The sequence below is a fragment of the Runella salmonicolor genome (assembly GCF_024158025.1).
Lineage (GTDB): Bacteria > Bacteroidota > Bacteroidia > Cytophagales > Spirosomataceae > Runella > Runella salmonicolor.
Genome location: NZ_JAMZEL010000005.1, coordinates 379,553 through 405,159, shown reverse-complemented (window position 1 = coordinate 405,159; position 25,607 = coordinate 379,553). Strand labels below are relative to the sequence as shown.

The window sequence follows — 25,607 nt, the reverse complement described above, 5'->3', positions numbered from 1 at the left end:
CAAAAACGAAATTTTAGAAACCCTTCACAGATAACATCGTGCCACTATTATCGTTAGTTTAATTACCATCTTGTCGTTTGACTTTTACTACATGCTTACCCTCTTTGAGACTTCGTAAGAATTTTTACTCATTTTTGAAAAGAATTGGAAGCATGAAAAAAACATTTGTTTGCCTGCAGATTTTTTTATTCTCCTTGAGTTTTGCAGGATGGAGCCAAGACAATAAACGTTACTTGGCCATGTTAGTCCTTAATATCCAGGAAGATAATCAGTATGAACACTATGCTGATATGGTTCCGGGGGCAAAGTCGATAGGGTGCAATTCGGTGTACATAACAGTACGGTGGGATATCACCAAATGCCCTTCATTTCAGTGTCTTTCCAACCCAAATATTGCGTCAGAATGGCGGCCCGTAGATAACGTCATTGCCAAGGCACTCGAACAAGGAATGGATAAGATTGCGCTACGAATTCATTTGGGTGCCAATAATGCCTACGGCATAAACCGGTCGGGGTTTATCTGGGGAGGAGAAGCAAATGAAATGCGGGACGCGGCAGGAAATGTGTACACCGACGGCTACAACGATAAAATGTTCAGCCTTGCCCATCAGCCATCGGTAGAAAAAGCCAAAGCTTTTGTGACGGAAGTGACCCAACGCTACAAATACCTTCAGGAACAAGGCAAGTTGTTGTTTATAAGCGTTTCTATTACGTCAAATCAGGAAGGAGAATACCCGCATGGGGCTCTTTTTGACTATTCGTCGCACATGAAAAATGCGTTTAGTAACTGGCATTTAGCGCAGTACGGAACGGCAGCCCAACCCCCCATCAACCAAAATGATGAGGCGGGAAGGCGTTGGTATATATTCAGGCATTTAAAATTGAAAGAATTTATCGACCAAATGGGAAACGCGGTCAAAGCCGTTGACTCAAATATAAAGTTTGTGTTGGATATGGGGTCGGTTTTTGACGGAGCTTCAAAAAATCGAGGAACAATAGGCTTTCAAAAGTTGAATTGTCGATTTGATGGGGTCAAAGTCAATGATGATATGTTCTATAATCACCGGTTTTCGATGGATTTGTTACGAACCAATGTTCCCAATAAATGGATTATGAATGAGATGTTTCCGCAAGGAACCACAACTGATAAAATTAATTTTCTAAAACAATCGTACGAACACGGGGCTAAATTTGTAACGTTGGTCATTGGGTCCCCCAACTCAATTAACGATTTTGCTCCTGCAACGCAAAGCGCAGAAATTCAACAGCTACTAACTACTCCTATGTCGCCTATCAGTGCGACAAGTACTACGACGTACTCATTGCTAAGTATCCTTAATAATTCTGGGTATAATTTATCGGCGTATTCGCAGCCCAAAAATATCGTATTGAATGACGATGTACTGCCGCAGTGCTCGCCCAACACCTGCAATTTTACGTTGGGTATCCATGCAGATAACCCCAACCCAACCTGCGGTTCAGAGGTTACGCTCTCGGCAAATTGCACGGGAGGCAACTGTGCTGGGGTGGCCTACAACTGGAGCGGCAAGGGAATCAATAGCAGCGGGAATTTTGTGAGCGTGAACGTACCAGCAGAAAAAGGGAACTACACCTATACCCTGACGGCCACCAAAGAAGGGTGTAACAGTCAGGCCGTTACGACCCTTAGCGTGGCGGAGTGCGGAGAAGAAGAACTCTGCGCGGTGAATAGAGTACGACTTAAATTTAGGGATGATTGTTGTCAAAACCACTTGGTTGGGGCGCAGATTCAAGGTTCTTTTGATGGGGTGACTTGGGATAGTTTGTATACGATTTCTCAAAATGGAAACGGTACTTGGCAGGAGTTTAAGATTAATAATGGGGCTGTTTATCCCCAAATACGATTTGTGTCAGGCGAAAATGGAAATGGAGATCTGGCTGAAATAGAATTTTATCATGGAAGTAAAAAACTGACGGGTACTCCATTGGGAAGGGGTGGAAATTTTATAAATGCGCTGGATGGCGATGAAAGTACCCTTTGGGTTGCTCCCGCGAGCAGAGTGGCAAATTTTATCGGGTTGGTTTTGAAAGGTTGCGGAGGGGGCAGTTGAACCAAAAAGATGGATTCCTCAATAATAACCATTAATGAAATGAGAGTGACGACAATTTTGTCGCACTCTTATTTTTTTGACTACCGATTGATTCGTAGGTTTGTAGACAAGATAGAAGAAGAAAAAGCCTGAAATTAGGAAGAATTGAAATGAAAAAATGGCGTAAAATACTCGTTTTATTACTGGTTTTGCTTTCAACTGCTGAGTTATTATTACGCTTTGTGTTTGGATTTTGCAATGCTCCGCTGTATGTAGAGGACCCCGATTTTGAATACGTTTTTGCCCCTGATCAATACCGTTTTCGTTTTAGGAATGTAGTGCGTACCAATGCGTTTTCGATGCGCAGCGACCCCGTCAATCCTACCGATACGACGGTTGTTTTACTGGTTGGGGATTCGGTCATCAACGGCGGAAACCCAACCGACCACGACGATTTGGCCTCGACCATTCTCGAAAAACAATTTACGCAACACTATCATCAGCCCGTGCGCGTACTGAATGTGTCGGCAGGGTCTTGGGGGCCAGATAATGTGTTTGCTTTTTTGAAAAAGAAAGGGTTTTTTAGCGCCGATGTGATGTGCCTAGTCACCAGTAGCCACGATGCCTACGACAACATGAGCCATCATAAATTGGTAGGGGTGAATCCCAATTATCCTGACAAACAATACACGGTGGCGCTGTACGAGTTTTGGCACCGTTATATTTATACGTTGTTTGTGTATCACTACGTAGAAGTGCCTTTGAAGGAGTTTTTCTCGCCAGCCGCGCAACACGCCCCCAACGATGTGATTCATAAATTCGGAACGGTATTCAATCCTGGTTTTCAGCATCTGGCCGATACTGCTAAAGTAATGCATATTCCTTTTTGTATTTATTTGCACCCTGAATTGCCCGAAATAGCTCAAAATCGCTACGATAGTCAAGGCGAAGAGATATTGGCGTTTGCCCGAAAAAACCGCATTCCAGTGATTGATGAGTTGAAATTGCACCGAAGCGGGTTTCCGTTGACCAACGACCTTTTTCGAAATCCTGACTTTGATAGTATCCATTACAACGCCAAAGGACAGGCCTACATGGCCAAACATTTATACCCGCTATTGAAACAATACCTTGACGCTTATTTTGCCCGCCATGCGCGTACTCATCGTCCATAACCAGCTTTGGGCACATTATAAGTCCAAATTGTTCAGCGAATTACACCGACTTTCTCCGCAGTACGGTGTTGAAATTCACGTCGTTCAAATTGCCCTTTCCGAAAAAAGCCGCGCCAACATGGGCGATGCCGAAGCCTTTCGGTACGACTACAACTACGAGGTACTTTTTAATACGTCGCTCGACAAAGTCAAACTGTGGCCGCGAACCAAAGCACTGTTGAAAAAAATCCGCAGTTATCGTCCCGATGTGTTGAATCTGACGGGCTGGTATGACCCTGCGCAGTGGGTTTTACTGTTTTATGCTAAACTGACGGGTATTAAAGTCATCATTTCTAATGAGTCCAACGTGCGCGACCACGTGCGGATGGGAGCCAAGGAGCGTTTTAAGCAATTTTTGTTGAAGCAGGCAAACGGTTTTTTCTGTTTCGGACAATCATCGGCGGCGTATTTGGAAAAATTGGGGGTAAAGCCTTCCCAAATTCTGACCCGAAAAGCGGCCGTGGTCGATAATGACGTGATTTTGGAACATTATCAAAAAGCAACTCCCGAACGTGAAAAACAAAAACACCGAAGAGGCTGGGCCACTTATAATTTCATTTTTGTAGGTCGGCTGATTCCACCCAAAAATTTAACGATGCTGCTGGAAGCATTTGCCGAAATCAGTGCCGAAACCACCGATTGGGGCTTAGTTTTGTTGGGGGAAGGAGACCAAAAATCAATGCTACAACAGCAAGCTCAAAAGATAAAAAATATTCGCTTTGAAGCTGGGGTTCCTTGGTACGAAGTGGCCGAATATTTGGCTTTAGCGGATGTGTTGGTGTTACCCAGCGATTCGGAGCCGTGGGGATTGGTGGTCAACGAAGCCATGATTTGTGGCTTGCCGGTATTGGTCTCAGCGCCTTCTGGCTGCGTGGAAGATTTGGTTCGTACGGGGCAGAACGGCTTTACCTTCGACCCGCGTCAAAAACAGGATTTAGTAGCCAAAATGCGTTATTTTGTTCAGAATGCGGCATTATTATCACGTATGGGCGACGCTTCCCGACAGATTGTAGCACCTTTTGCCCCCGAAAAAGTAGCCCATGAAATGCTTCAAGGCATTGTCAATCTTCAAAAGTAAAGCTATTTGTTGATTCGTTGATTCCAATAAATCAGCACATTGAGGGTGGCGCGGCCCGCGGCAATGATGTCTAAATCGCCGTCGCCATCCAAATCGGTGGCCAAAAGGTCTTCGCAGGCCATCATGACGCTTTCGTCCAATACAAATTCTTCCCAGTTTTCGCCGGTGGCATCTTTTGGGACAAACAACCGTACGCCTACCTTTTTGTCAGGGTTGGGATTGCGCCAGCCCACCGCTATTTGTGAGTAGCCCAATCCCAGAAAATCTCCGCAAGCCAGCGCGTGGCCTTGACTCAGGCGGTCGGTCAGGACTTTTTTATCATTGGTTTTGGGGTTCAAAACTACTAATTGGTTGCCGTGCCAAGGAGCTACCGCCGCTACAAAAGGGTCTTTGTTGGATAAATATCCTCGGCGTACTTCGCCCACTCCCAAACCTTCGCCAATCCATTGTCCAGTGGGTTTCCATTGATTTTTTTGGTACGAAACCACTTTGCCGCCTTCTTTGCTGCCAATCAGTACCTTGGTGGCGTCGGTATCTTCCCAAATTTCAAAATTATGCGTGATGTGTAAGGTTGAATCCATTAACTGATACGGCCAAGGTTGTCTTGGGTTTTTGGGGACGTCATACGCCAGTACCTTTACGCCTTTGCCTTCTCCGTTGGTATTGCCTAAACCGTGCAATGGGACCACAATCAACTGGTATTTGTTTTTACTTACCTGTGCCCAGCGCATCCGGTGCGTCGTGATTTCGTGGTGAAGCGGCACGGGTTCCCAGCGCTGGGTAGGGTCTTGCGGTCGAATCAGGTAAAAAACCGCGCCTGATTTTGTTATATCGTTCGTCTCGGCGGGGTTCCACATGGCACCAATCGCTACTTCTACCTTTCCATCGCCGTCGATGTCGCGTGCTGCGATGCATACGTTGTCTTTGGGAGTTACGTTCGAAACCATCACGTGTCGCTTCCAGGATGCTCCGTTTTTAGTGCCTTCATTTTTATACCAAACGATGTCTTTTTGGTCGGCCAATAAAATATCCAGTCGTTTGTCGCCGTCCACATCGCCAATGGCTAGCCCATAGCCAATATTGATTTGATTATCAACTACTTGTATCTTAAAGTTGGGCGTGGTTGTTTGGGCAAAAACCGAAAAGGAAGTTAATCCGCAAAGGAATAAAAAAGACTTTTTCATCATTGTTTGGATTTAGTGAAAGTGACTGGCCTAATGGTACAATCGTCTAATATTTTAAAAGGAACAGAAAAGCAGAATCTTTCCTGTAAATTTTGAAAATTTACAATACTTTTGAATCAAACCAATAATTTAACTTAATCCTTTATCAAAATGAAAAACCTGTTTGTCCTGTTGATTACGTTGGCTTGCTTCGGTATTGCTGTTGATACCGTTGCCCAAGACGATACAAAACCTAAAAAAGAGAAAAAGGCCAAGAAAGAAACTGGCGACGATAAGAAGGAGACCAAGTCAAGCAAAGGAAAAAAATCGGAGCCGAAAGACAAAGCCGACAAAAAAGAAACTGGCGACGATAAGAAGGAAGGTAAGTCGAGCAAGGGTAAAAAATCTGACCCAAAAGACAAAGCTGAAAAGAAAGAGGACAAAAAAGCCGATAAGGCCGACAAGAAAGTAGATAAAAAAGAGAAAAAAGAAACTGAAGTTGCAGACCGCAAGGCGGATAAAAAAGAAGATAAAGCCGACAAAAAAACGACTTCTACCAAAACCAAAGTAACGCCAAAAGACGACGACGGTAAAGAAGCCGACAACGGAACTCGTAAAAAAGTAGCGGGTGCTGACAAAACCATTGGTAAAGATGACAAAGGCCGTACCATCTATCAGGGACCCAAAGGCGGTCAGTATTACATCAATTCAAACGGTAATAAAACGTATTTGAAGGCCGATAATAAGTTGTAATGCGCGCTTATTTAGGCTTGTTTTAAGAATCCTGCCGAACGTCGGCGGGATTTTTTTGTCAATGAAAATTCGGTATCTTTAACAAACAATATGAATGAATGAGGATAGAAACCCAAAAAATACCGACAACACTCGCCGAATTGGAAGCTCTTGGGGAAGACGTAATATTGCGCATTCCTGCCTCATTTGAGGAATACCTCGAATGGGTCGAAAAGTGTCAGTTTACGATTGAGTACTTCAACAATGAGATTGTTATTATGGGAAATGCGAGTTATTACCACGAAAAATTAGTGATACGTATCGGTTACTTATTGACGATACTTTTGGAAAACTTAAAGGGATTTTCAGTAATAGGCAGCAATATCAAAATTCACATTGCCGATGTGCTCTCCCCAACGGATTTTAACGCCGATGTTTCAGTAGTACAGGGGAATCCTGAATTTGTGACATTGCCTTCTGGTAAAAAGTCGACTAGTACCATTACGAATCCTGTGTTGGTGGTAGAAGTAACTTCAAAAAGCACCATTTCTCACGATTTTGGGGATAAATTGTTGGCTTACAAGAAAATAGAATCTTTACAATACGCCATTTTTGTAAGTCAATATCAGCCGTTTGTGACGGTCTATGAGCGCAAAGGTATTCATCATTGGGAACTTCGCGATTATACGCGCTTAGAGGATTCGTTCTCCATCATGGGGCAGCCACTTACCTTGGCAGAGATTTATAAAGATATTCAGTTTGAGAACTAATAAAAACGCCCCGCTGAAATGTCAACGGGGCGTTTTTATTATTCAATCAAGTGCAACTTATAGTTCTATTTTCGCTTCTGTTATATTCTCAAAAACGACTTCTCCGTTTTCGCCGAGTTCCATCATAATGACAGAATCTTTGGTGATTTTACCGCTCAGAATCTGTTTCGACAACTCGTTCAGAATACGGCGCTGGAGTACTCGTTTCAGCGGTCGGGCACCAAAGGCGGGCTCGTAGCCTTCTTCCGAGAGTTTGAGCAGCGCGTCGTCGGTGGCATCGAGGGTGATACCCTGCTCGGCGAGCAAACCTTTGATATGGTTGAACTGAATCCGTACAATCTGCTTGAGGTTGTCGTGGCTCAGTGGGTCAAAGAGTACGATTTCGTCGATACGGTTCAAAAACTCGGGCCGAACGGTTTGTTTCAACAGGCTCAACACATCGTTTTTGGCTTCTTCTTTGAAGTACAGTTTCCAGCCTTTGTCGGTTTTGTTGCCTGCTTCTCTGAATTTCTCCATAATGATGTCGCTGCCGATGTTGGAGGTCATGATGATGATGGTGTTCTTGAAGTTAGCCATCCGTCCTTTGTTATCGGTCAGGCGGCCGTCGTCCAATACCTGCAACATGATGTTCCATACATCAGGGTGCGCTTTTTCGATTTCATCCAATAAAATCACGCTGTACGGCTTGCGTCTGACGGCCTCGGTCAACTGACCGCCTTCGTCGTAGCCCACGTAGCCGGGAGGCGCTCCCACCAAACGGCTGACCGAGTGGCGCTCTTGGTACTCGCTCATGTCGATACGTACCATGGCGTTGTCGTCGTTAAACAGGTAATTGGCGAGGGTTTTGGCCAACTCGGTTTTTCCTACGCCTGTTGGGCCGAGGAATAAAAAGCTACCAATGGGGCGTTTGGGGTCTTGCAATCCCGCCCGTGAGCGGCGAACAGCATCAGCAACGGCTTCGATGGCTTCTTCTTGCCCAGCTACCCGTTTTTGAAGTTCTGTTTCTAAATTAAGCAGTTTGTCGCGCTCGCTTTGCAGCATTTTGCTGACTGGAATACCCGTCCATTTGGCGACTACTTCTGCAATGTGCTCGGGCGTTACTTCTTCATTGAGCAATTGGTGGTTGGAATGGTTGTCGTCAATATCCCCTGCCAATTTTTTCTCAATTTCAGGAATTTTGCCATAGCGAAGTTCGGCTACTTTTCCGTAATCGCCAGTGCGCTCGGCCTGTTCGGCTTCCAGACGAAGTTGGTCTAGTTGCTCTTTAAGCGTACGTACTTCGCTGATTTTGCCTTTTTCCAGTTCCCACTGTGCTTTGAGGGCGTTTCGGTCTTCACTCAAATCGGCAATTTCTTTGTTGAGGCGGGTTTCTTTGTCCTTGTCGTTTTCGCGACGAATGGCTTCTCGCTCAATCTCCAACTGCATGATGCGGCGGTTGAGGTCGTCGAGTTCTTCGGGGACCGAATCCATCTCCAAACGTAGCTTGGCGGCAGCTTCGTCCATGAGGTCGATGGCTTTGTCGGGCAGAAAACGGTCAGAAATATAGCGGCTCGACAGCTCTACGGCCGCAATGACGGCATCATCCTGAATCCGTACTCCGTGGTGAAGTTCGTATTTGTCTTTGATACCGCGCAAAATACTGATAGCGTCGGCTTCGTCGGGCTCGTCGACGGTTACGACCTGAAAACGGCGTTCGAGGGCCTTATCTTTCTCGATGTACTTTTGGTACTCTTTGATGGTGGTAGCCCCAATGGTATGAAGTTCGCCCCGCGCGAGGGCTGGTTTGAGTAGATTGGCCGCATCCATGGCGCCCTCACCTCCAGCCCCCGCCCCGATGAGCGTGTGGATTTCATCAATGAACAAAATTACTTCACCTTCCGAATCGGTTACTTCTTTAATCACCGCTTTCAGGCGCTCTTCAAACTCACCTTTGTACTTGGCCCCTGCTATGAGCAGACCCATGTCAAGGGACACAATTTCTTTGGTCTTCAACTGTTCGGGCACGTCGCCTTGCACAATACGTTGGGCGAGGCCCTCCACAATGGCGGTTTTACCCACCCCGGGCTCACCGAGCAGCATGGGGTTGTTTTTGGTACGACGCGCCAAAATTTGTAATACCCGACGAATTTCGTCGTCGCGGCCAATGACGGGGTCAATTTTTCCAGCACGGGCCAATTCATTCAAATTTTTGCTATACCGCTCCAGAGAGCGATATTTAGCTTCGGCATTTTGGTCTTTCACAGGGTTATTTTTTCCTCTTAGTTCTTTAATCGCGGCCAACAGACCTTTTTCTTTAAAGCCAACCTCCTGCATGAGCCGGGCGGTGGCGTCTTTGCCAGTAGCCAACCCAAGAAAAAGCATTTCAACGCTGACAAATTCATCCTGAAATTCTTTCAGATAGGTTTGGGCTTTTTGAAAAGCGGCATTTAAGTCATTGCTTATGTATTCAGTAGCGGCCGTTCCCGCCACTTTTGGGTAGGCGTTTACGGTGGCTTGGATTTTGGTTTGCAGTAGCTGAGGGGATACGTTCAGTTTTTTCATCAAAAACTGTGAAGTGTTGGGGTCATCTTCTAAAATGGCCTGCAAAACGTGTCCTGTTTCTACCGCTTGCTGTTGGTTTCCTTGGGCAATCTGTACCGCACGCTGGATTACCTCCTGCGCTTTGATGGTATATTGATTAAAATTCATGGCGGCTTTTCTGTTAATATTTTAGTGATTGTGATTTAGATAACACCTTCTGTACAAGGAGTATGCCTGTTCTGAAAAGCGGTAATTTTGGCATATTTTTTTTGTTTTTTGGGTGGAAACGTAGACAAAATGACGTTGTTTTTGCTATTTTTGACGCTATGTCAATACCTTTAATTATTCAGACCCAAGAGGCGTTTGAAAAAGTGGTTGAGCATCTAAGCGGTTTGGAGGCGTTTGCTATTGATACCGAGTTTGATCACAACCATTATGCCTACGGTTTTACGCTTTGTCTTATTCAAATTGCTACTCCTGATACTTGCTATTTGATTGACCCATTTGCCGTCGCTGATTTAACCCCCCTCTGGCGGGTTTTGGAGAGCGAAACGTCCGAAAAGATTTTTCATGATTGCGGTGAAGATTTACGTTTGCTTCATTTGCACGGCTGTTCGCCCCGCAATATCTTCGATACCAGTGTGGCCGCCAAAATGCTGAGTTTGGAGAAAATCGGGCTTAGTAGTGTGCTATATGAGCTGCTAGGGGTCGAATCGAGCAAAACAAAACAGCAAAGTAACTGGCTTAAACGCCCGCTGTTGCCGATGCAACTAGAATACGCTGCTAACGATGTCATCCATTTGCCAGCCTTGCGCAAATTGACTGCCGAGCGTTTGCAAGCGCAAAATCGCTGGGAATGGTTTGAGCAAATGATGCGAGTAGTGGAGCAAAAAGACTATTCGCCCAAATCTAAAGAAACCTTTTTGAGTCCCAAAGAGCAGCGTGATTTTGCGCCCTTTCAGCAATACATTCTGAATGAACTCTATCGGTTTCGGGATGAACAAGCAAAACGCATCAATAAGCCTCATTACCAAGTCTTTTCCGAAAAAATAGTCTATCAGGTCATGGAGCATCCGGTTGTCTTGAATGACTGGATGAACTTGAAAGGCATTCATTACCGCATTCAGAACGAAGCCGTGGCTGAGCAATTTAGAGCAGTTTTGGCGCAAGCCGAAGCTGCCGCAAAAGCACAGTTATTATCTACCCAAAAACGGGTACCCACTGGACAGGAAATTGCGGAATGGCAACGCAAATCGACCCGCTACAATCGCCTGCGTGAACACGTATTTTTGCCCATCAAACGCTGGATTGAAGAAAGCTACGGGGCGCATTTTGCACCGTATATATTGAGCAATGAAACTATTGGTATTTTGATTGGGGGAGAAATGAAGCTTTCAGAAATAAATCCCGTATTTCAACAAAGCATTATCAGAGAAGCGGCACAGACGTTGAATATAGATATTTCGGCGTTTGAGTAGCTGATTTTGACTGGAGAAACTGGTATATTTGGCTGTAATAAGTAGCCGCCTCTCTGGCAAAAATGAACGTAGAATTGGACTAATGCCCTTGCGTCGCCTTTTTTTGTGGATTTTGATGGGAAGTGTTGCCTTCGTCGTGAGTTACTTCGTCCTGTTTCCGCATGTATTTCGTTGTTTTGCCGTTCAATATTCGGATTTTAGCCTTTCTGCCGAGCGGCTGTACGTCAGTCCAGAGCTCTCGCCCCGGGTTCAAGGTCATGCCAATGCCCTTATTCAAGAAGCTCAGAAGCGTATTGAGACTTTTTGGGGGAGTCGGGTAGGGAATCCAACGATTATTCTTTGCCAACGCGCCGACCAATACCGTCGGTATTGCAACAGCGGCGAAGGGGCGGGGTGCAGCATTGGCACTCCTTGGGGAACTTCCTACATTGTACTCAACATGGATGGTCTCAATGCCGATGTGATAGCCCATGAAATGTGCCATGATGAGCTTTTTAGTCGCTTAGGTTGGTGGAAAACTACCCGGCAGATTCCGCAGTGGTTTAATGAAGGTCTGGCGCTGATGGTCGATTATCGGTTTGTGCCCAAAACCGACAGCCTCCAACGGTACGTTGACTACAAAGACGAATATTTGTATCTTTCTCGGGGTGGGCAAGTAGCCCTTGATTTAGACGAAATTGCTTCTATGCGGGGTTTTTTCAACGGCCATGAAGGGCACGTAATGCTGGCTTATATGACATCTGGAATGGAAGTGGCGCGGTGGCTGGCAGGGGTGGGAGAAAAAAAAATTCCCACTTTGGTTCAACAAGTAGCCGAAGGCCGAGAGTTTGAGGAAGTATATGCTCAGTTAGAGCAAAGCCATGCCCCAAAATAGAGTACTATTTACTGCATTTACACTAAACACTCATTCTATCATGGATAAATTTCAACGCATTTTTGAGAACAATGAACATTGGGTTGCCGAAAAACTCAAAAAAGACCCCGAATATTTCGAAAAACTTTCGAAAGGTCAAAGCCCCGATTTTCTGTACATAGGATGTTCAGACAGTCGAGTGACCGCCGAAGATTTAATGGGCGTGCAGCCGGGAGAAGTTTTTATTCATCGAAATATTGCCAATATGGTGGTAAGCATTGATTTGAACGTGATGAGCGTGATAAATTATGCGGTCAGGCACCTCAAAGTCAAACACATCATTGTGTGTGGTCATTACTCATGTGGGGGTATTAAAGCCGCCATGCAACATGCCGATTTAGGGATTTTGAATCCTTGGTTGCGCAATGTTCGGGATGTGTACCGGACGCACAAAGAGGTACTGAATGCGATTGAAGATGAGCAGACTCGCTATGACCGATTGGTGGAGTTGAATGTGCAAGAACAGTGTATCAACGTCATTAAACTAGCGGCCGTGCAGGAAGCCTATCGCGAGCGGGGAATCACGGTCCATGGTTGGGTTTTTGATATTCATTCGGGTAAATTAATAGACCTAAAAATTGATTTTCCCACCATATTGAAAGATATTATGGAGATTTATCGGTTAGACTAAGTACCGAAAGTGACTGTTTCCTAAAATGGGGGATTCTGGTCATCACTAACTTCGCTGCTTTTTACGAAATTCGACGGGCGATAAACCTGTGTATTTTTTGAACAGTTTGGCAAAGTAGTTTGGATACTCAAACTTCAATAAATACGCAATTTCCGAAATCGAATAAGAGGTGTGCGTAAGGTATTTTTGGGCTTCGCCGATGAGGTAGCGATGAACCAACTGAATGGCCGAATGGCCTGAAACCGAACGACAGATTCGGTTAAGGTGAATGGGGGTGATGTTAAGCTCAGCGGCAAATTCAGGGATACTTTTTGGGTAGTTTGCCTCTTTGATTTTCTTCTGGAATCTCCGAAAGTGACTCATCGTCACGTTGTCTTTTTTTTGTTCTTCTCCTTGCCGAACCATGCGGTGCAGTTTTACGAATAACTGGGCAAAATAGGCATTAAGCATAGCCCTCCTTTCTGATTGCTCTTCAAACAACTCTGTCTCAATGGCACCAATCAATTCTGTGACGGCTTGAAACGATTCTTTTTCGTCAAAATGATGGATGATATGAACCTTATGGAATGATTGCCAAATGGTCGAGGATGTTTGAAAAATATCTTCTATGATGGTTTCTGAAATCGTCAGAATATGTCCAGATACATCTGGTGTATAGGCTAAGCCATGCAGGGCCGTGGGAGGAATGAGAAAAATACAAGGGGCAGTGTAGGTGTTAATTCTGGTGCTTTCCTGAAATGTAACCTGCCCGCTGTTAACGATAAATAACTGAAACAGATGGGCATGAATGTGAGGCTGAATTACCCAGTTGAAAGTTTGGCTGCGGGTGGAAATCAGTTCGAGAAAAATGTATTCTGCTGGATTGCGGCTGTTTAGGTCTCCATACAGTCCTTCGAAATTGAGAATGGGTTTATCGTTTCCCATAAAAATGTTTGATTTTTATCTGCAATATTAAAAATAATATCCAAAAACATTGGCCCTCACTGCCTAACATTGCAAACTGAAAAATCACTTTGTTTCTGTTCTCAAAATCAATGAAAAAGCACCTTTGGGATGTGGCCCATATTGCGCACGTAGAGCTGTTTACGCCCAAATTGGAGCCTAGTACACGCTTTTTTACCGACATTATGGGCATGTCTATTTCGGCCGTCAAAGGCGATTCGGTTTATCTGAGGGCGTACGACGATTATGAACATCATACCCTGAAACTGACTGCCCACAAACACGCTGGTATGAAGCACTTTGCGTGGCGGGCCAAAAGCCCCGAGGCGCTCGAACGTCGCGTGGCGTCCCTTCAAAAAAGCGGTTATGGCATGGGTTGGAACGACGGGGATATTGGCCACGGGCCTGCGTATGAATATCATTCGCCAAGTGGGCATTTGACAGAAATCTATTTTGAAACAGAAAAATATAAATCGGGCGCCGCTGATACTTCGGCCTTGAAAAATACGGCCAGTAAGTTTCCCGCTAGAGGCATCAACGTCAGACGAATAGACCATCTGAATTTGTTTGCCAAAGATGTTAGGGCTTTCCGGGATTTTCAACTGGAAAATTTAGGAGGAATTTTGACCGAGACCATCGTCGATAATCTGGAGGATTTAAACCCCAAAGCGGTTTGGTTTATGGTCAATTCTAAATCCTACGATTTGGCAGTGACCGAAGATTATTTAGGAATGAATGACCGTTTTCATCACGTTACTTATGCCGTCAACAGTCGCGAAGAGGTCTTGATTGCCGCCGATATTTGCCTTGAAAACGGCATTTTTATCGAGACAGGCCCTCACAAGCACACCATTCAGCAAACATTTTTTTTGTACGTGTATGAACCCGGCGGCAACCGGATAGAAATTGCCAATACCACCGCCCGATTGATTGTTGACCCTGATTACGAAACCGTCGTCTGGACGTTGGAAGAGCGAAAAAAAGGGCAGGCGTGGGGCTTGGCTACTGTGCCGAGTTTTCATACCAAAGGTACCCCCATGCCAGAGGAATTGGATTGATTTTTTATGACCCATTTAGTATTATGAAGAAGAAATTGTTAGTAATCGGAGCGCATTCGGGCGATTTTGTGTGGCGAGCCGCTGGCACCATCGCCAAAGCCATTGAAGAAGGGGCTGACACTTTGGTCATTGCCATGTCGTACGGAGAACGCGGCGAATCAGGCGAATTGTGGAAAGAAAATCCCAACCGCACCGAAGAAAGCGTCAAAATCATTCGGCACGAGCAAGCACAAAAAGCTGCCGATATTCTCGCAACGTCCATTCAATTTCTAGATTGGGGCGATTATCCGATGTTGATTTCTGACGAACGTATTACGCAACTGACTAAAATAATCGGCGATTTTGAGCCTACGGTGATTCTGACCCATTCCGAAAAAGACCCCTTCAATCCCGACCATCCGTTGGCTTTTCAGGCCACCCAACGAGCAAGATTGTTGTCGTCGGGAGCGGGTGTGCCGAGTGCTTTCAAAAATATTGACCCGCCCGTTTGGTATTCGTTCGAGCCACATCAGCCCGAACTTTGTGGTTTTGTGCCCGATACTTTCGTTGATATTTCGTCGGTTATGGACAAAAAATTGGCGGCTATGAGCTGTATGGGTGCGCAAACTTATTTGAGAGACTACTATGCAGAATTGGCCTCCCGTCGGGCCAATCATGCCCGCCGCATTTCGGGAAAGAAGGACATCAAATTTGCCGAAGCTCACCAGAGCCAGGTACCGAGGGTGGTTTCTTCCATTTTTTAAAAGCCGAATGTCGACTATTTTGAACTATTGATAGATTAAAAAGACTGATTCAAGGATTTTGAGAAAAAAGCCCCCTAAAGGCGCTCTATTTTAAGGTATTATTGTCCTGTCTATTTTTTTCTTTAACCTATTAATATCAGTTAAATTATGAAATCATCAAGACGTAATTTCATTCAGTCTTTGGGGGTTGGGGCCGCTAGTTTGGGGGTTGCGCATCAATCAACGGCTCATACCTACGAGCCGCCCAAATCATCAAAGCCCAACGCAGATGACCAAGTTTTGTTTGTGGGCGACAACATCGCGGTTGCCAATACCGAGTATGGCAAAGTGAGAGGCTTCATCCTTCGCGGCATCCATACTTTTTTGGGAGTACCCTATGGCGCCGATACGTCGGGCAAAAATCGTTTTATGCCGCCTCAAAAACCTGCCCCTTGGACAGAAATTCGGCCCGCTATTTGGTGGGGAAACTCGGCCCCGCAAATCATGGAAAAACGATATGCAAACACCTATGCGTCGTTTGTGGATCACTGGAACTACGACGACGTATCGGAAGATTGCTTGAAAATCAACGTCTGGACACCTGCCCTAGATGCCCAAAAACGCCCGGTAGTTGTTTGGCTACACGGCGGTGGATTTGTCAATGGAAATGGCATTGAGCAAGACGGCTATCACGGCGAAAATATCTCTCGCCTTGGCAATATCGTATTTTGTTCGCTAAATCACCGACTCGGGTCATTGGGGTATAGCTACCTAAAAGCAGCGGGTGGACATCCTGCCTCGGGTAATGTGGGTAATTTGGACATGGTAGCTGCGCTCGAATGGGTCAAAAATAACATTGCCAATTTTGGGGGCGATGCAAGCAATGTGACCATCATCGGTCAGTCGGGGGGAGGCTCTAAAGTTACAACCTTGATGAATATGCCAGCGGCTAAAGGATTATTCCATAAGGCGGTGGTGTTGAGCGGCGGTTCATTGGCGGGTGTTAATAAAGAATATGCCGAAAAATTAGGGCTGAAAATAATGGAGGAAGCGGGTCTGAAAGCTGGGGAGATAGAAAAGTTACAACAAATTCCGTGGCGCGAATACATAGACATCGCCGACAGAGCCGTTGTCAAAATGGCTGACGAAGCCAAACGTCTCAACGTGCAAAGGGGAGGTTACTCACCCGTAGCCGACGGAGAATACCTGAACGATAGCCCGTTTTTCAGCGATGCAACGCATTTCTCAAGTGATATTCCACTGATTATTTGCTCGACATTTAATGAGCAAAGCCCAAGTCGAACAGATGCGACGTTGGAGAAACTGACACTGGCGGATGTAAAAGAAAGAATCAAGCCTCGATTTGGAGAAAAATCTGGCGAAATAGCCGATGCTTATGCCCGGAGTTTTCCCAAAGCCCGTCCCATTGAGATTTGGTCTTTGATACTTTCAAACCGAAAAAATGCCGTTGCCATCGCCGACGCTAAGACGTCGCAACGGAAAGCACCGGTCTATTTGGCGTGGTTTGGCTGGCAACCACCTCTTTTTGACGGCAGAATGCGGGCTTTTCACTGCGACGATATTTGTTTTTGGTTTTATAACACCGATTTGATGCTTACCCATACGGGTGGCGGAAAACGGCCTCGGGCTTTATCGGAAAAAATGGCAAAATCATTTCTCAATTTTGTCAAAACAGGAAATCCAAACGGTGGCGGCTTGCCCCCTTGGAAATCATATACCACTCAAAATGGTGAAACGATGATTTTGGACGATACCTCTGCGTTGGTAAACGACCCCGACCGCGATGCCCGAAAATCATTGGCGTAATTTTTTGAATTCTAGGAGGTTTTCGCATCAGAAAACCTCCTAGAATTACCACTGATAAGCCATTGTAAAATATGGAGTTACTAAAAGAGCTTTCGAAATTTTCAGCCGCTACGATTTGTGAGGCCCTTGGAAACAAAGGTAATTTACCTTCGGCCATCAAGCCAATCGCCGCAAGCATGAAAGTCTGCGGCCCTGCTTATACGGTTCAGACCATGCCTCGTGACAATGTTTTGCTGCATCGGGCGTATGCATATGCTAAATCGGGAGATGTCTTAATTGCCAATTGTTCAGGTTTTTATGAAGCTGGTTACTGGGGTGATTTGATGAGTTTGGGGGCAAAAACCAAAGGAATCAACGGCCTAGTTATTGATGCCTGCGTGCGTGATGCCGACGACATTGAGGCGTTGGGCTTCCCTGTTTTTTCAAGAGGGTTATGCATTCGTGGTACGTCAAACCACGGTGAGGGAACCCTCAATGAACCCATTACAATCGGAGATGTACTGATCCATCCAGGCGATATTGTGGTGGGTGACCGTGATGGAGTCGTAGTCGTTCCGTTCAATAAACTGGAAGAAACAATCGAAAAAGCTGCCGCAAGAGAAGCCAAAGAAGAAAGAACCAGAGTCGAACTTAGAAAAGGAAGAACTTCTCTTCAGATATATGGCTGGGATGAGAAGTTTGGGTACTAGTCTGCTATTGACTGAATTAGTGCAAATTAAGTCAATGTGCTGACTGAATTAATGTAAAAATCGTCAATAAGTGGTATTTTCTTTATATTTGAGAAAAACCACGACCAAAATGATTATTCAAAGATATCTTTTAACCACGATTAAAAACGCCCTTAAACCAGGAAAAGTAAATGTTTTGATTGGAGCAAGAAGAACAGGAAAGACCTTTTTGCTTAAACAATTAATGCAAGAACTTTCCATACCGCATCTGTGGCTTAATGGTGAAGATATAAATGCTCAAAAGGTGCTTGCTGAACGAAGTGCGGCAAATTATCGAAGGCTCACGTCAGGAGTTGAATTATTAGTGATTGATGAAGCACAGGTGCTACCAGAAATCGGTAAAGTGCTCAAATTGATGGTTGATGAAATTCCAACCTTGAAAATTATTGCAAGTGGCTCATCTGCTTTTGATTTAAATGCGCAGATAGGCGAACCATTAGTTGGACGGGCGTATTGGCATGAGTTGTTTCCAATCGCGCAAACTGAACTTAAACACCATGAAAATTTATTTCAGACCATCGGAAACTTGGAAGAAAGGTTGATTTATGGCAGTTATCCAGAGCTATTTCAGTTAGAAACCATTGTTGAAAAAGAAAGATACGTCAACAGTCTGATAAATAGTTTCTTGTTGAAAGATATATTGAGCTTTGAAGGAATTAGAAACGCTAGTAAAGTCCGCGATTTACTCCAACTGATTGCTTTCCAACTGGGAAAAGAAGTCTCCTACGATGAGTTAGGCCGACAGTTGAGCATGAGCAAAAATACAGTTGAAAAGTACTTGGATTTGCTTGAAAAAACCTTTATTCTCAAAAAAGTCAGGGGGTTTAGTAGAAATCTAAGAAAAGAAATATCGAAAAATTCGAGGTGGTATTTTTGGGATAACGGTGTGCGTAATGCCTTAATTACCGACTTTAAGCCATTGAGTTTACGACAGGATGTAGGAGAACTTTGGGAAAACTATCTCATTACAGAACGTCTTAAGCGCCTCAGTTACGGGGAAGAAAATAAAGAATATCACTTTTGGCGAACCTACGATCAGCAAGAAATCGACTGGATTGAGGTTAGAAATGGGGAAATAGAAGCCTATGAATTCAAATGGCAAAAAAATACTTCTAAAATCCCAGAAGCCTTTGCCAAAGGCTATCCCGAAGCTAAGTTTCAGGTTATTTCAAAAGCCAATTATTTAGATTTCATAGAATAAATAATGAACGAGCCATTAAAAATTGCTATTTTGGGTTTGGGCGAAGCGGGTGCTCGTTTTGCCAATGATTTGGCCGAAATGGGCGTGACCGTGACGGGCTACGACCCCAATCCCGTTCGAGAATTACACCCTTCTGTGACGCTTGCTTCAAGCAATGCCGACGCCGCTAAAGACGCCGATGTGATTTTCAGCGTCAACCTATCGTCGGTATCAGAAGAAGTGGCACAGGATATTTTTCCAGTCCTTAAAAACACGCAGTTTTATCTGGAAATGAATACTTCTTCGCCCGACAAGAAAAAGAAAATTGATATGATTTTGAAGCCAACGGGTGTCCAATTCATTGATTTGGCCATCATGGCCCCTGTGCCGCCCAAAGGTATCAAAACCCCATTTTTGGCGGCGGGAGAGGAGGTTATTGCTTTTTTGGAAAAAATGAAACCGTTGAAGTTGGATTTGTCGTTCGTCGAAAATGGCAACGTAGGCGATGCCGCTACCATGAAACTGCTGCGCTCGATTGTCTACAAAGGCGTGGCGGCGGTTATCTGTGAGGCCGTAGAAGCGGGGGATGTGTTCGGAATGCCTGAGTATATCCGAAAACAAATTAGTTCAATTATTGGCGGAAACGACGACTTGATTGACCGTTTTGTAGAAGGAAGCAAAACCCACGCCTTGCGCCGAATGCACGAAATGGAAGCCGTGATTGAAATGCTGGAAGAACGAAATCTGGACCCGATTGTCACCCGTGCTACGAGAGATAACTTGGTAAAACTGATGAACTAAATGCAAACGGCCATTCCATTCATGCAGCTTCGGGGCGGAAGCTCCAAAGGACTTTTCTTCAAAGCCGAAGACCTGCCTACCGATGAAAACGAGCGAAACCGTTGTCTTCTACTCGCGATGGAAGGAACTACCGAGGGCGACCCTCGTCAGATTGACGGCTTAGGTGGAGCTACTTCTTTGACCAGCAAAGTAGCCATTGTCAGCAAATCAATAACGCCCGAAGCGGGATGCCGCCTAGCCGATTTAGACTATCTGTTTGTACAGGTAGTAGTGGGCAAAGGCAAAGTGTCGACTGCCCAAACTTGCGGAAACATTTTGGCGGGTATTGTGCCTTTTGCTATTGAATCGGGCATGATTGAGGCTACTGCCCCAGTCACTGTGGCTCGCATTAATATCGTCAATACAGGCGGAATTTGTGAAGTGGTGGTACAAACCCCCAATGGTCAAATCGAAACTCAAGGTAATGCCAAAGTAGATGGCGTACCGGGCACAGCCGCCCCTATTATTTGTAATTATTTAGAAACCGTAGGCTCAACCTGTGGGGCTTTGTTGCCCACGGGCCACGCAAAGGATTTAATTGACGGAGTAGAAACTACTTGCATAGACAATGGTATGCCCATTGTGATAATGCGAGCGAGAGATTTTGGTTTGTTGGGCAATGAAACCAAAGAAGTTCTAGAAGCCAATGAACCTCTCCGCCAACAAATTGAAGCAATCCGCTTGAAAGCGGGGCATTTGATGAATTTGGGTGATGTCAAAGACCAAACCATCCCCAAAATGTGTTTGGTGTCGCCCCCTGAAAAGGGCGGAGTTGTTAATACCCGAATGTTCATTCCCCACGTAGTTCACGAAGCTATCGGTGTTTTGGCGGCGGTTTCGGTCGCTACTGCTTGCGTGGTTCCTGATACAGTGATAAATGATAAACGAGGGGTGATGAGTTATAAATTGAATACGCCAAATGATAGACACTCTTCCCTAAGTATTGAGCATCCTTCGGGTGAATTTACGGTAAATCTTGAGTATGAACTTGTTGATAGTCAGATTGTTATTTATAAATCAGGCGTCATTCGCACGGCCCGGTTGTTGAGTAAAGGGGAATTGTTTGTGCCTTAAAAGATTTTGAAAAGCAAGTTACTTCGTCAATTATATAGAGTGACGCCACCTTTTCGGAGGTAAATATTTCCGTTTTACTTTGATTTCTGTGGGCTAAGTAGTGCAAACTGGTACATTTGAAATGTTTTTGCAAAATGTACCCAATGGCTAAAAATACAGCTTTGAAACGATTCGTGTGGGGTGTATCGCTGTTTGTGGCGGTGTTTGTCAATTTTCCCATTATTGTTCTGAACTTACCTCGACTGTCTAAGCCTATTGTACAGTTGGATGTTGTTCTTCAAGTGGTTATAAGTTTTATCTACGCCTTGGTTTTTATCCGATGGATTTACCAAGCTACTAAACGAAACGACTCTCTTACAAAACAATGGGTTGGGGCGATATTGATGCTAATTGTCTACTGTGTGGTACTAACGTCGGCAAATACATTTATCATAGGGCTACCTCTCAAAACCGCGTCAACGGTAGTGACACGGGGGGGATTGATGGCGATGATTACGTATTTTTTTAGCCGTTTTATGACCGAAACGGAGAAGAAAAATGAAATATTAGTTGAGAACGAACAACTCAAGCACGAGAGTCTGCTGGTGCAACTCACTTCGCTTAAAAACCAACTCAATCCTCATTTTTTATTCAACTCGCTCAATACCCTCAGTTGGTTGATTAATGAAGACAAAGCCAAAAGCCAACTTTATCTCCAAAAACTTTCGCAGGTGTTACGTTATTCGTTGAGTATGCAGGAGCAATCGTTGGTATCCATAAAAGAAGAACTAGCGCTGGTAGAAAGCTATATTTTTCTGCTCCAAATGCGTTTTGGGGAAAATCTGAACGTCAGCAAAAAGGTGAAAACGTTGGAAGGATTCCAAATTCCTCCCCTTTCGCTTCAGTTATTAATCGAAAATGCCATTAAGCACAACATCATCTCCACAGCCAATCCGTTGGAGGTTAGTATTGAGTTACAACTTGCTGACAAAACGATTTTGGTCCGTAACTCGCTCAATATCAAGGCTAATTCGGCAGGGACAGGCATTGGCTTGGCTAACCTTAATCAGCGTTTTAAGCTGTTGACCAATCGTGAAATTGAGATTAAACAAAATGATACCTCGTTCTGGGTGGTGTTGCCATTAATAGCCTAAGAATTTGGAGATTTTCAACCCGAAGTAAATGATAAAAATAGTGATAGTTGAAGATGAGCCCGCCGCCGCAAGCCAACTAAAATTTCTGTTGCAGGAACTTGGGATAGAGCACCAAATCAGTGCAATTATTGAAACCGTTGAGGAGGGTATAAAATGGTTTACGTCCCACGAAAGTCCTGACCTGATTTTCTCGGACATTCAACTCGCAGATGGGATTTCGTTTGAGATTTATGAGCAGATTCAACTACAAACACTTATTATTTTCACTACCGCTTTTGACGAATACGCCATTCGGGCCTTTAAGCTCAACAGTATTGACTATCTACTCAAACCGATTGATGAAGATTCGCTTCGTTTTGCACTAGAAAAACACCAAAACCAGCAGTTAGTAAAGCAAGAAATCCTCAAAGAACTCCTCAAACAACAGGCTTTTGTACCCAAAAATTACCGTAAAAGCTTTTTGATAAAATACCGAGATAAATTATTGCCCATCAAAACCAACGAATTTGCCTTTTTTTTCATTGATAATGGCTTGGTTTTTGGCCAACTCCACGACGGTAAAAAATACATTATGGATTTTAAACTCGAAGACCTCGAAAATCAACTCGACCCCATTGATTTTATAAGAGCAAATCGTCAGTATATTCTTTCAAGGAAATGTATTGTTGAAATCGAATCGCATTTCAATAGTCGGGTCAATGTAAAGGTGCAGCCTGTGGCTTCGTTTCCAGTTATTATAAGCAAAGAAAAGGTAACGCTTTTTAAAAAGTGGTTTGAAGAACACTAAAAACGACGATTCACCTCCTATTTTTTCCGATTCACTTCCAAAACATCTCATTGCCTCAACACCTAAGCACTTTTGAGCGTCATAAGTGTTGTAAGTAACCATTAAAACTACCTTATTATGAAAGTAAATAACTTTCTTTCAAGTGTTGTGCTCAGTACAACCTTTCTCATTATTGCCTGCAACAAAACTGACGACACGGGCGTTACGCCAACCACCACTGCCGCAGTTAGTGCATTGAGTTGTTCGTCGGCTACGTTTTCGGCTACCGCTACTGCAAGCGCCGCCTATACAGGTACGGCTACCATACCCTATACGGGTGGGAACGGTGCCGCCTACTCCACGGGAACCGCCATTGCGTCTACGGGCGTAACGGGCCTAACGGCGACCTTAGCCGCGGGTACTTTGGCTTCGGGGGCGGGTTCAGCTACTTTTGCCATCACGGGTACACCGTCGGCCGCAGGTACGGCGTCGTTTGCGATTTCATTAGGCGGCCAGTCGTGTACATTAGCGCTGACGGTCAATGCTGCAAGTACTTCAACGGGTGGAACAGCTTGGTCGGTAGATACCGACATTGCGAAAATTGTAGCGGCTGCCGAAGCTTTCAAAGCAACACTTTCGTCGAGTCAGGTATCTTCGGCTCAATATAGCTATACCGTGGCTCAGGCAAAACTCTGGAGCAATTTGCCTCAATCGTTGTACAAAGGACGCGTAGGTTTGGCCTCAAGCACGTTTTCTGCGGCTCAATGGACGGCATTTTATAATCTTTTGAAAGCCGCAACGGGTACGGGAGCCAATGAGGGCAACGAAGAATATGCTGGGATTGTGGACGCCGACGATTATCTCAGAGCCAATGGTGGCGACAGCGGTTATGGTTCGGGCAATTATTATATCGGCTTCCTTGGCACGCCAAGCACAACAGGACTATGGTGTTTGCAAATCGGAGGTCACCACGGTACCATCATTTATACCTACAATGGTGGCAAAATGACGGGCGGAACGCCTTCTTTCCGTTCGACCGAACCTTATCCAACTTGGGTTTCGACCAATACCAGCAAAACTGTACAGCCTTTGGTACAGGAAACGGCTGCCTTTGCCAATTTCTTGAAAAGCCTTAGTGCATCGGAATTAACGACGGCCAAACGGGCGGCAGCTCAAAATGACATCATTGTAGGGCCTCAAAAAGATGGAAGTTTCCCCACTACTAAATCAGGCGTAAAAGCAGGAAACCTCACCACTACTCAAAAAGACCTGTTATTAGCAGCCATCAAAACTTACGTGGACGATTTGGACGACAAAGCGGCGGCCGCGGTTTTGGCAAAGTATAAGTCTGAATTGGATGAAACCTACGTATCTTACTACGGCGGAACAACCATGGCCGCAAAAGGCGATTATATCTTGATTGATGGCCCAAGCGTATGGATTGAATGGTCAATGCAAGGCGGCATTATCATCAGAAACGGAGTACACCCTCACTCAGTTTGGAGAGATAGAAAGTCAGATTATGGTGGCAATTAAAATCAGATTTTGGATAGTAATAACGTTGGCAGCGTTCCAAACGCTGCCAACGTTGGCCCATCCCATGCCCAACTCTATGGTGGTACTGAATATCCACGAAAAACATATTTCGGGGGAAATAATGCTTCCACTGAGCGAGTTGCAATCTGCCATTGGAATGGGAGTCAATGATAATTCATCTCGTTTGGTGGAGCGCTTAGGCGATTCGCTTCGGATTTATCTGACACAACACATTCGCCCTAAGAGTTTTGAAGGGAAGCCCTGGGCATTAAAACTGGGCGAAATGAAGGTCATCGAGAGTACAGACCAACTCGTAGGCCAATACAAAGAATTGGTGGTAGCATTTGAAATGACCCCGCCTCTGAATTATGACCTTCGGAATTTTTATTTCGATTATGACGTGATTTTGCACCAAGTAGCCAGTCACCGTGCTTTAATTCATGTCAAACAAGACTGGGCGCAGGGACTGGTTAGAGAAGATACCACTACCCAACAAGTGGGGGTTATTGAATGGGATATTGTAAACGGGAAACTATCACCTTTCCAAGTTAGTTTGCAACAGGGAAGCCTCTGGAAAGGCTTCCAAAACATGGTGAAACTAGGCATAGAGCACATTGCTGAAGGTACCGACCATATACTTTTTGTACTTACCTTACTGTTGCCAGCTATGCTCGCCGCCGATGGGCGCCGATGGGGGAAGTTTAGTGGATTGAAGCCGAGTTTGGGTCATCTCCTCAAGATTATTACCGCCTTTACCATTGGGCATTCGCTCACATTGCTGCTGGGCTCGGTACAATGGCTCCATTTTCCGAGTAAGCCCATTGAAGTGTTGATTGCCTTTACGATTTTGGTTTCGGCTTTTCATGCTTTGCGGCCTATCTACCCAAAATGGGAGGTTCTGATTGCAGGGGGTTTTGGGTTAATTCACGGTTTGGCTTTTGCCCAAACATTGACAAATCTAGAACTGTCTGTCAAACAAATGATTTTGAGTGTTTTTGGGTTTAATGTAGGCATTGAGTTCATGCAGTTATTTATCATTTTGCTTGTTTTTCCTGTTTTGCTCTTCCTTTCTAAAACCCGTTATTATGCGATTTTTAGGCAAGTGGGTGCCGTATTGATGCTACTCATGGCGTTGGCTTGGATGATAGAACGAATACAGGAAAAGCCTAATTTTATCACAGCGTGGATTGCTGGATAAATTTGGTAAGGTTATAACACTTTAAATTTTTCGCG

22 protein-coding genes are annotated in these 25,607 nt (G+C 44.8%); 19 read left to right on the top strand and 3 right to left on the bottom strand.

The features are described 5' to 3' along the window. Nucleotides 1-239 precede the first annotated feature (239 nt). The 3 genes from NCI00_RS15135 (at nt 240) to NCI00_RS15125 (ending at nt 4,361) form a co-directional block, all read left to right on the top strand. The gene (locus NCI00_RS15135) at nt 240-2,090 is read left to right on the top strand and encodes an immunoglobulin domain-containing protein (RefSeq protein ID WP_253528882.1); all 1,851 of its coding nucleotides are present in this window, start codon (nt 240-242) and stop codon (nt 2,088-2,090) included. Between the two features lie 149 nt (nt 2,091-2,239). After that, nucleotides 2,240-3,244, top strand: a complete 1,005-nt coding sequence (locus NCI00_RS15130) for an SGNH/GDSL hydrolase family protein (protein ID WP_253528880.1) — start codon at nt 2,240-2,242, stop codon at nt 3,242-3,244. Then, the gene (locus NCI00_RS15125; RefSeq protein ID WP_253528879.1) at nt 3,201-4,361 is read left to right on the top strand and encodes a glycosyltransferase family 4 protein; all 1,161 of its coding nucleotides are present in this window, start codon (nt 3,201-3,203) and stop codon (nt 4,359-4,361) included. Before NCI00_RS15130 ends, NCI00_RS15125 begins: the two co-directional genes overlap by 44 nt. 2 nt (nt 4,362-4,363) lie before the next feature. On the opposite strand, the gene NCI00_RS15120 is transcribed toward NCI00_RS15125, so the two are convergent. After that, nucleotides 4,364-5,548, bottom strand: coding sequence for a VCBS repeat-containing protein (locus tag NCI00_RS15120; RefSeq protein WP_253528878.1), 1,185 nt, complete (start codon nt 5,546-5,548; stop codon nt 4,364-4,366). Nucleotides 5,549-5,695: 147 nt separating this feature from the next. Between NCI00_RS15120 and NCI00_RS15115 the strand changes: the two genes are divergently transcribed. Then, nucleotides 5,696-6,277, top strand: a complete 582-nt coding sequence (locus tag NCI00_RS15115; RefSeq protein ID WP_253528877.1) for a hypothetical protein — start codon at nt 5,696-5,698, stop codon at nt 6,275-6,277. A gap of 98 nt (nt 6,278-6,375) precedes the next feature. Continuing rightward, a complete protein-coding gene (locus tag NCI00_RS15110; RefSeq protein ID WP_253528876.1) occupies nt 6,376-7,026 on the top strand; it encodes a Uma2 family endonuclease in 651 nt (216 codons plus the stop codon). A 57-nt stretch (nt 7,027-7,083) separates the two neighbouring features. On the opposite strand, the gene clpB is transcribed toward NCI00_RS15110, so the two are convergent. Beyond that, complete coding sequence (gene clpB / locus NCI00_RS15105) at nt 7,084-9,714, bottom strand: ATP-dependent chaperone ClpB (RefSeq protein WP_253528875.1); 2,631 nt, start codon at nt 9,712-9,714, stop codon at nt 7,084-7,086. Nucleotides 9,715-9,872: 158 nt separating this feature from the next. Here clpB and NCI00_RS15100 point away from each other — a divergent pair, with 158 nt between their 5' ends. The 3 genes from NCI00_RS15100 (at nt 9,873) to NCI00_RS15090 (ending at nt 12,568) form a co-directional block, all read left to right on the top strand. After that, nucleotides 9,873-11,024: a ribonuclease D gene (locus NCI00_RS15100; protein ID WP_253528874.1), complete on the top strand. Its 1,152-nt coding sequence runs from the start codon at nt 9,873-9,875 to the stop codon at nt 11,022-11,024. An 82-nt stretch (nt 11,025-11,106) separates the two neighbouring features. Further along, nucleotides 11,107-11,898: a hypothetical protein gene (locus tag NCI00_RS15095; RefSeq protein ID WP_253528872.1), complete on the top strand. Its 792-nt coding sequence runs from the start codon at nt 11,107-11,109 to the stop codon at nt 11,896-11,898. A gap of 40 nt (nt 11,899-11,938) precedes the next feature. Further along, entirely contained in the window at nt 11,939-12,568 is a 630-nt protein-coding gene (locus NCI00_RS15090; protein ID WP_253528870.1) for a carbonic anhydrase, read from the top strand. Nucleotides 12,569-12,613: 45 nt separating this feature from the next. On the opposite strand, the gene NCI00_RS29455 is transcribed toward NCI00_RS15090, so the two are convergent. Continuing rightward, on the bottom strand, nt 12,614-13,492 hold the full coding sequence (locus tag NCI00_RS29455) for an AraC family transcriptional regulator (protein ID WP_289623397.1): 879 nt from the start codon (nt 13,490-13,492) through the stop codon (nt 12,614-12,616). A gap of 110 nt (nt 13,493-13,602) precedes the next feature. Between NCI00_RS29455 and NCI00_RS15080 the strand changes: the two genes are divergently transcribed. The 11 genes from NCI00_RS15080 (at nt 13,603) to NCI00_RS15030 (ending at nt 25,572) form a co-directional block, all read left to right on the top strand. Continuing rightward, nucleotides 13,603-14,568, top strand: a complete 966-nt coding sequence (locus tag NCI00_RS15080; protein WP_253528868.1) for a VOC family protein — start codon at nt 13,603-13,605, stop codon at nt 14,566-14,568. 23 nt (nt 14,569-14,591) lie between these two features. Then, nucleotides 14,592-15,311 (top strand): PIG-L deacetylase family protein, encoded by a 720-nt coding sequence (locus NCI00_RS15075; protein ID WP_253528865.1) that lies wholly within the window; start codon nt 14,592-14,594, stop codon nt 15,309-15,311. Between the two features lie 147 nt (nt 15,312-15,458). After that, complete coding sequence (locus NCI00_RS15070) at nt 15,459-17,117, top strand: carboxylesterase/lipase family protein (protein WP_253528862.1); 1,659 nt, start codon at nt 15,459-15,461, stop codon at nt 17,115-17,117. A 71-nt stretch (nt 17,118-17,188) separates the two neighbouring features. Then, nucleotides 17,189-17,806, top strand: coding sequence for a 4-carboxy-4-hydroxy-2-oxoadipate aldolase/oxaloacetate decarboxylase (locus NCI00_RS15065; protein ID WP_253528859.1), 618 nt, complete (start codon nt 17,189-17,191; stop codon nt 17,804-17,806). 109 nt (nt 17,807-17,915) lie between these two features. Next, entirely contained in the window at nt 17,916-19,046 is a 1,131-nt protein-coding gene (locus tag NCI00_RS15060; RefSeq protein ID WP_253528855.1) for an ATP-binding protein, read from the top strand. Nucleotides 19,047-19,049: 3 nt separating this feature from the next. Further along, on the top strand, nt 19,050-19,826 hold the full coding sequence (locus NCI00_RS15055; RefSeq protein ID WP_253528853.1) for an NAD(P)-binding domain-containing protein: 777 nt from the start codon (nt 19,050-19,052) through the stop codon (nt 19,824-19,826). Continuing rightward, on the top strand, nt 19,827-20,939 hold the full coding sequence (locus NCI00_RS15050; protein ID WP_253528850.1) for a 4-oxalomesaconate tautomerase: 1,113 nt from the start codon (nt 19,827-19,829) through the stop codon (nt 20,937-20,939). It begins immediately after the preceding gene. 143 nt (nt 20,940-21,082) lie between these two features. Further along, on the top strand, nt 21,083-22,072 hold the full coding sequence (locus tag NCI00_RS15045) for a sensor histidine kinase (protein WP_253528848.1): 990 nt from the start codon (nt 21,083-21,085) through the stop codon (nt 22,070-22,072). A 28-nt stretch (nt 22,073-22,100) separates the two neighbouring features. Further along, nucleotides 22,101-22,859, top strand: a complete 759-nt coding sequence (locus NCI00_RS15040) for a LytR/AlgR family response regulator transcription factor (RefSeq protein WP_253528846.1) — start codon at nt 22,101-22,103, stop codon at nt 22,857-22,859. 117 nt (nt 22,860-22,976) lie between these two features. Then, nucleotides 22,977-24,374: a DUF3500 domain-containing protein gene (locus tag NCI00_RS15035; protein WP_253528843.1), complete on the top strand. Its 1,398-nt coding sequence runs from the start codon at nt 22,977-22,979 to the stop codon at nt 24,372-24,374. 25 nt (nt 24,375-24,399) lie between these two features. Further along, the gene (locus NCI00_RS15030; RefSeq protein ID WP_253528840.1) at nt 24,400-25,572 is read left to right on the top strand and encodes a HupE/UreJ family protein; all 1,173 of its coding nucleotides are present in this window, start codon (nt 24,400-24,402) and stop codon (nt 25,570-25,572) included. Nucleotides 25,573-25,607: the final 35 nt, after the last annotated feature.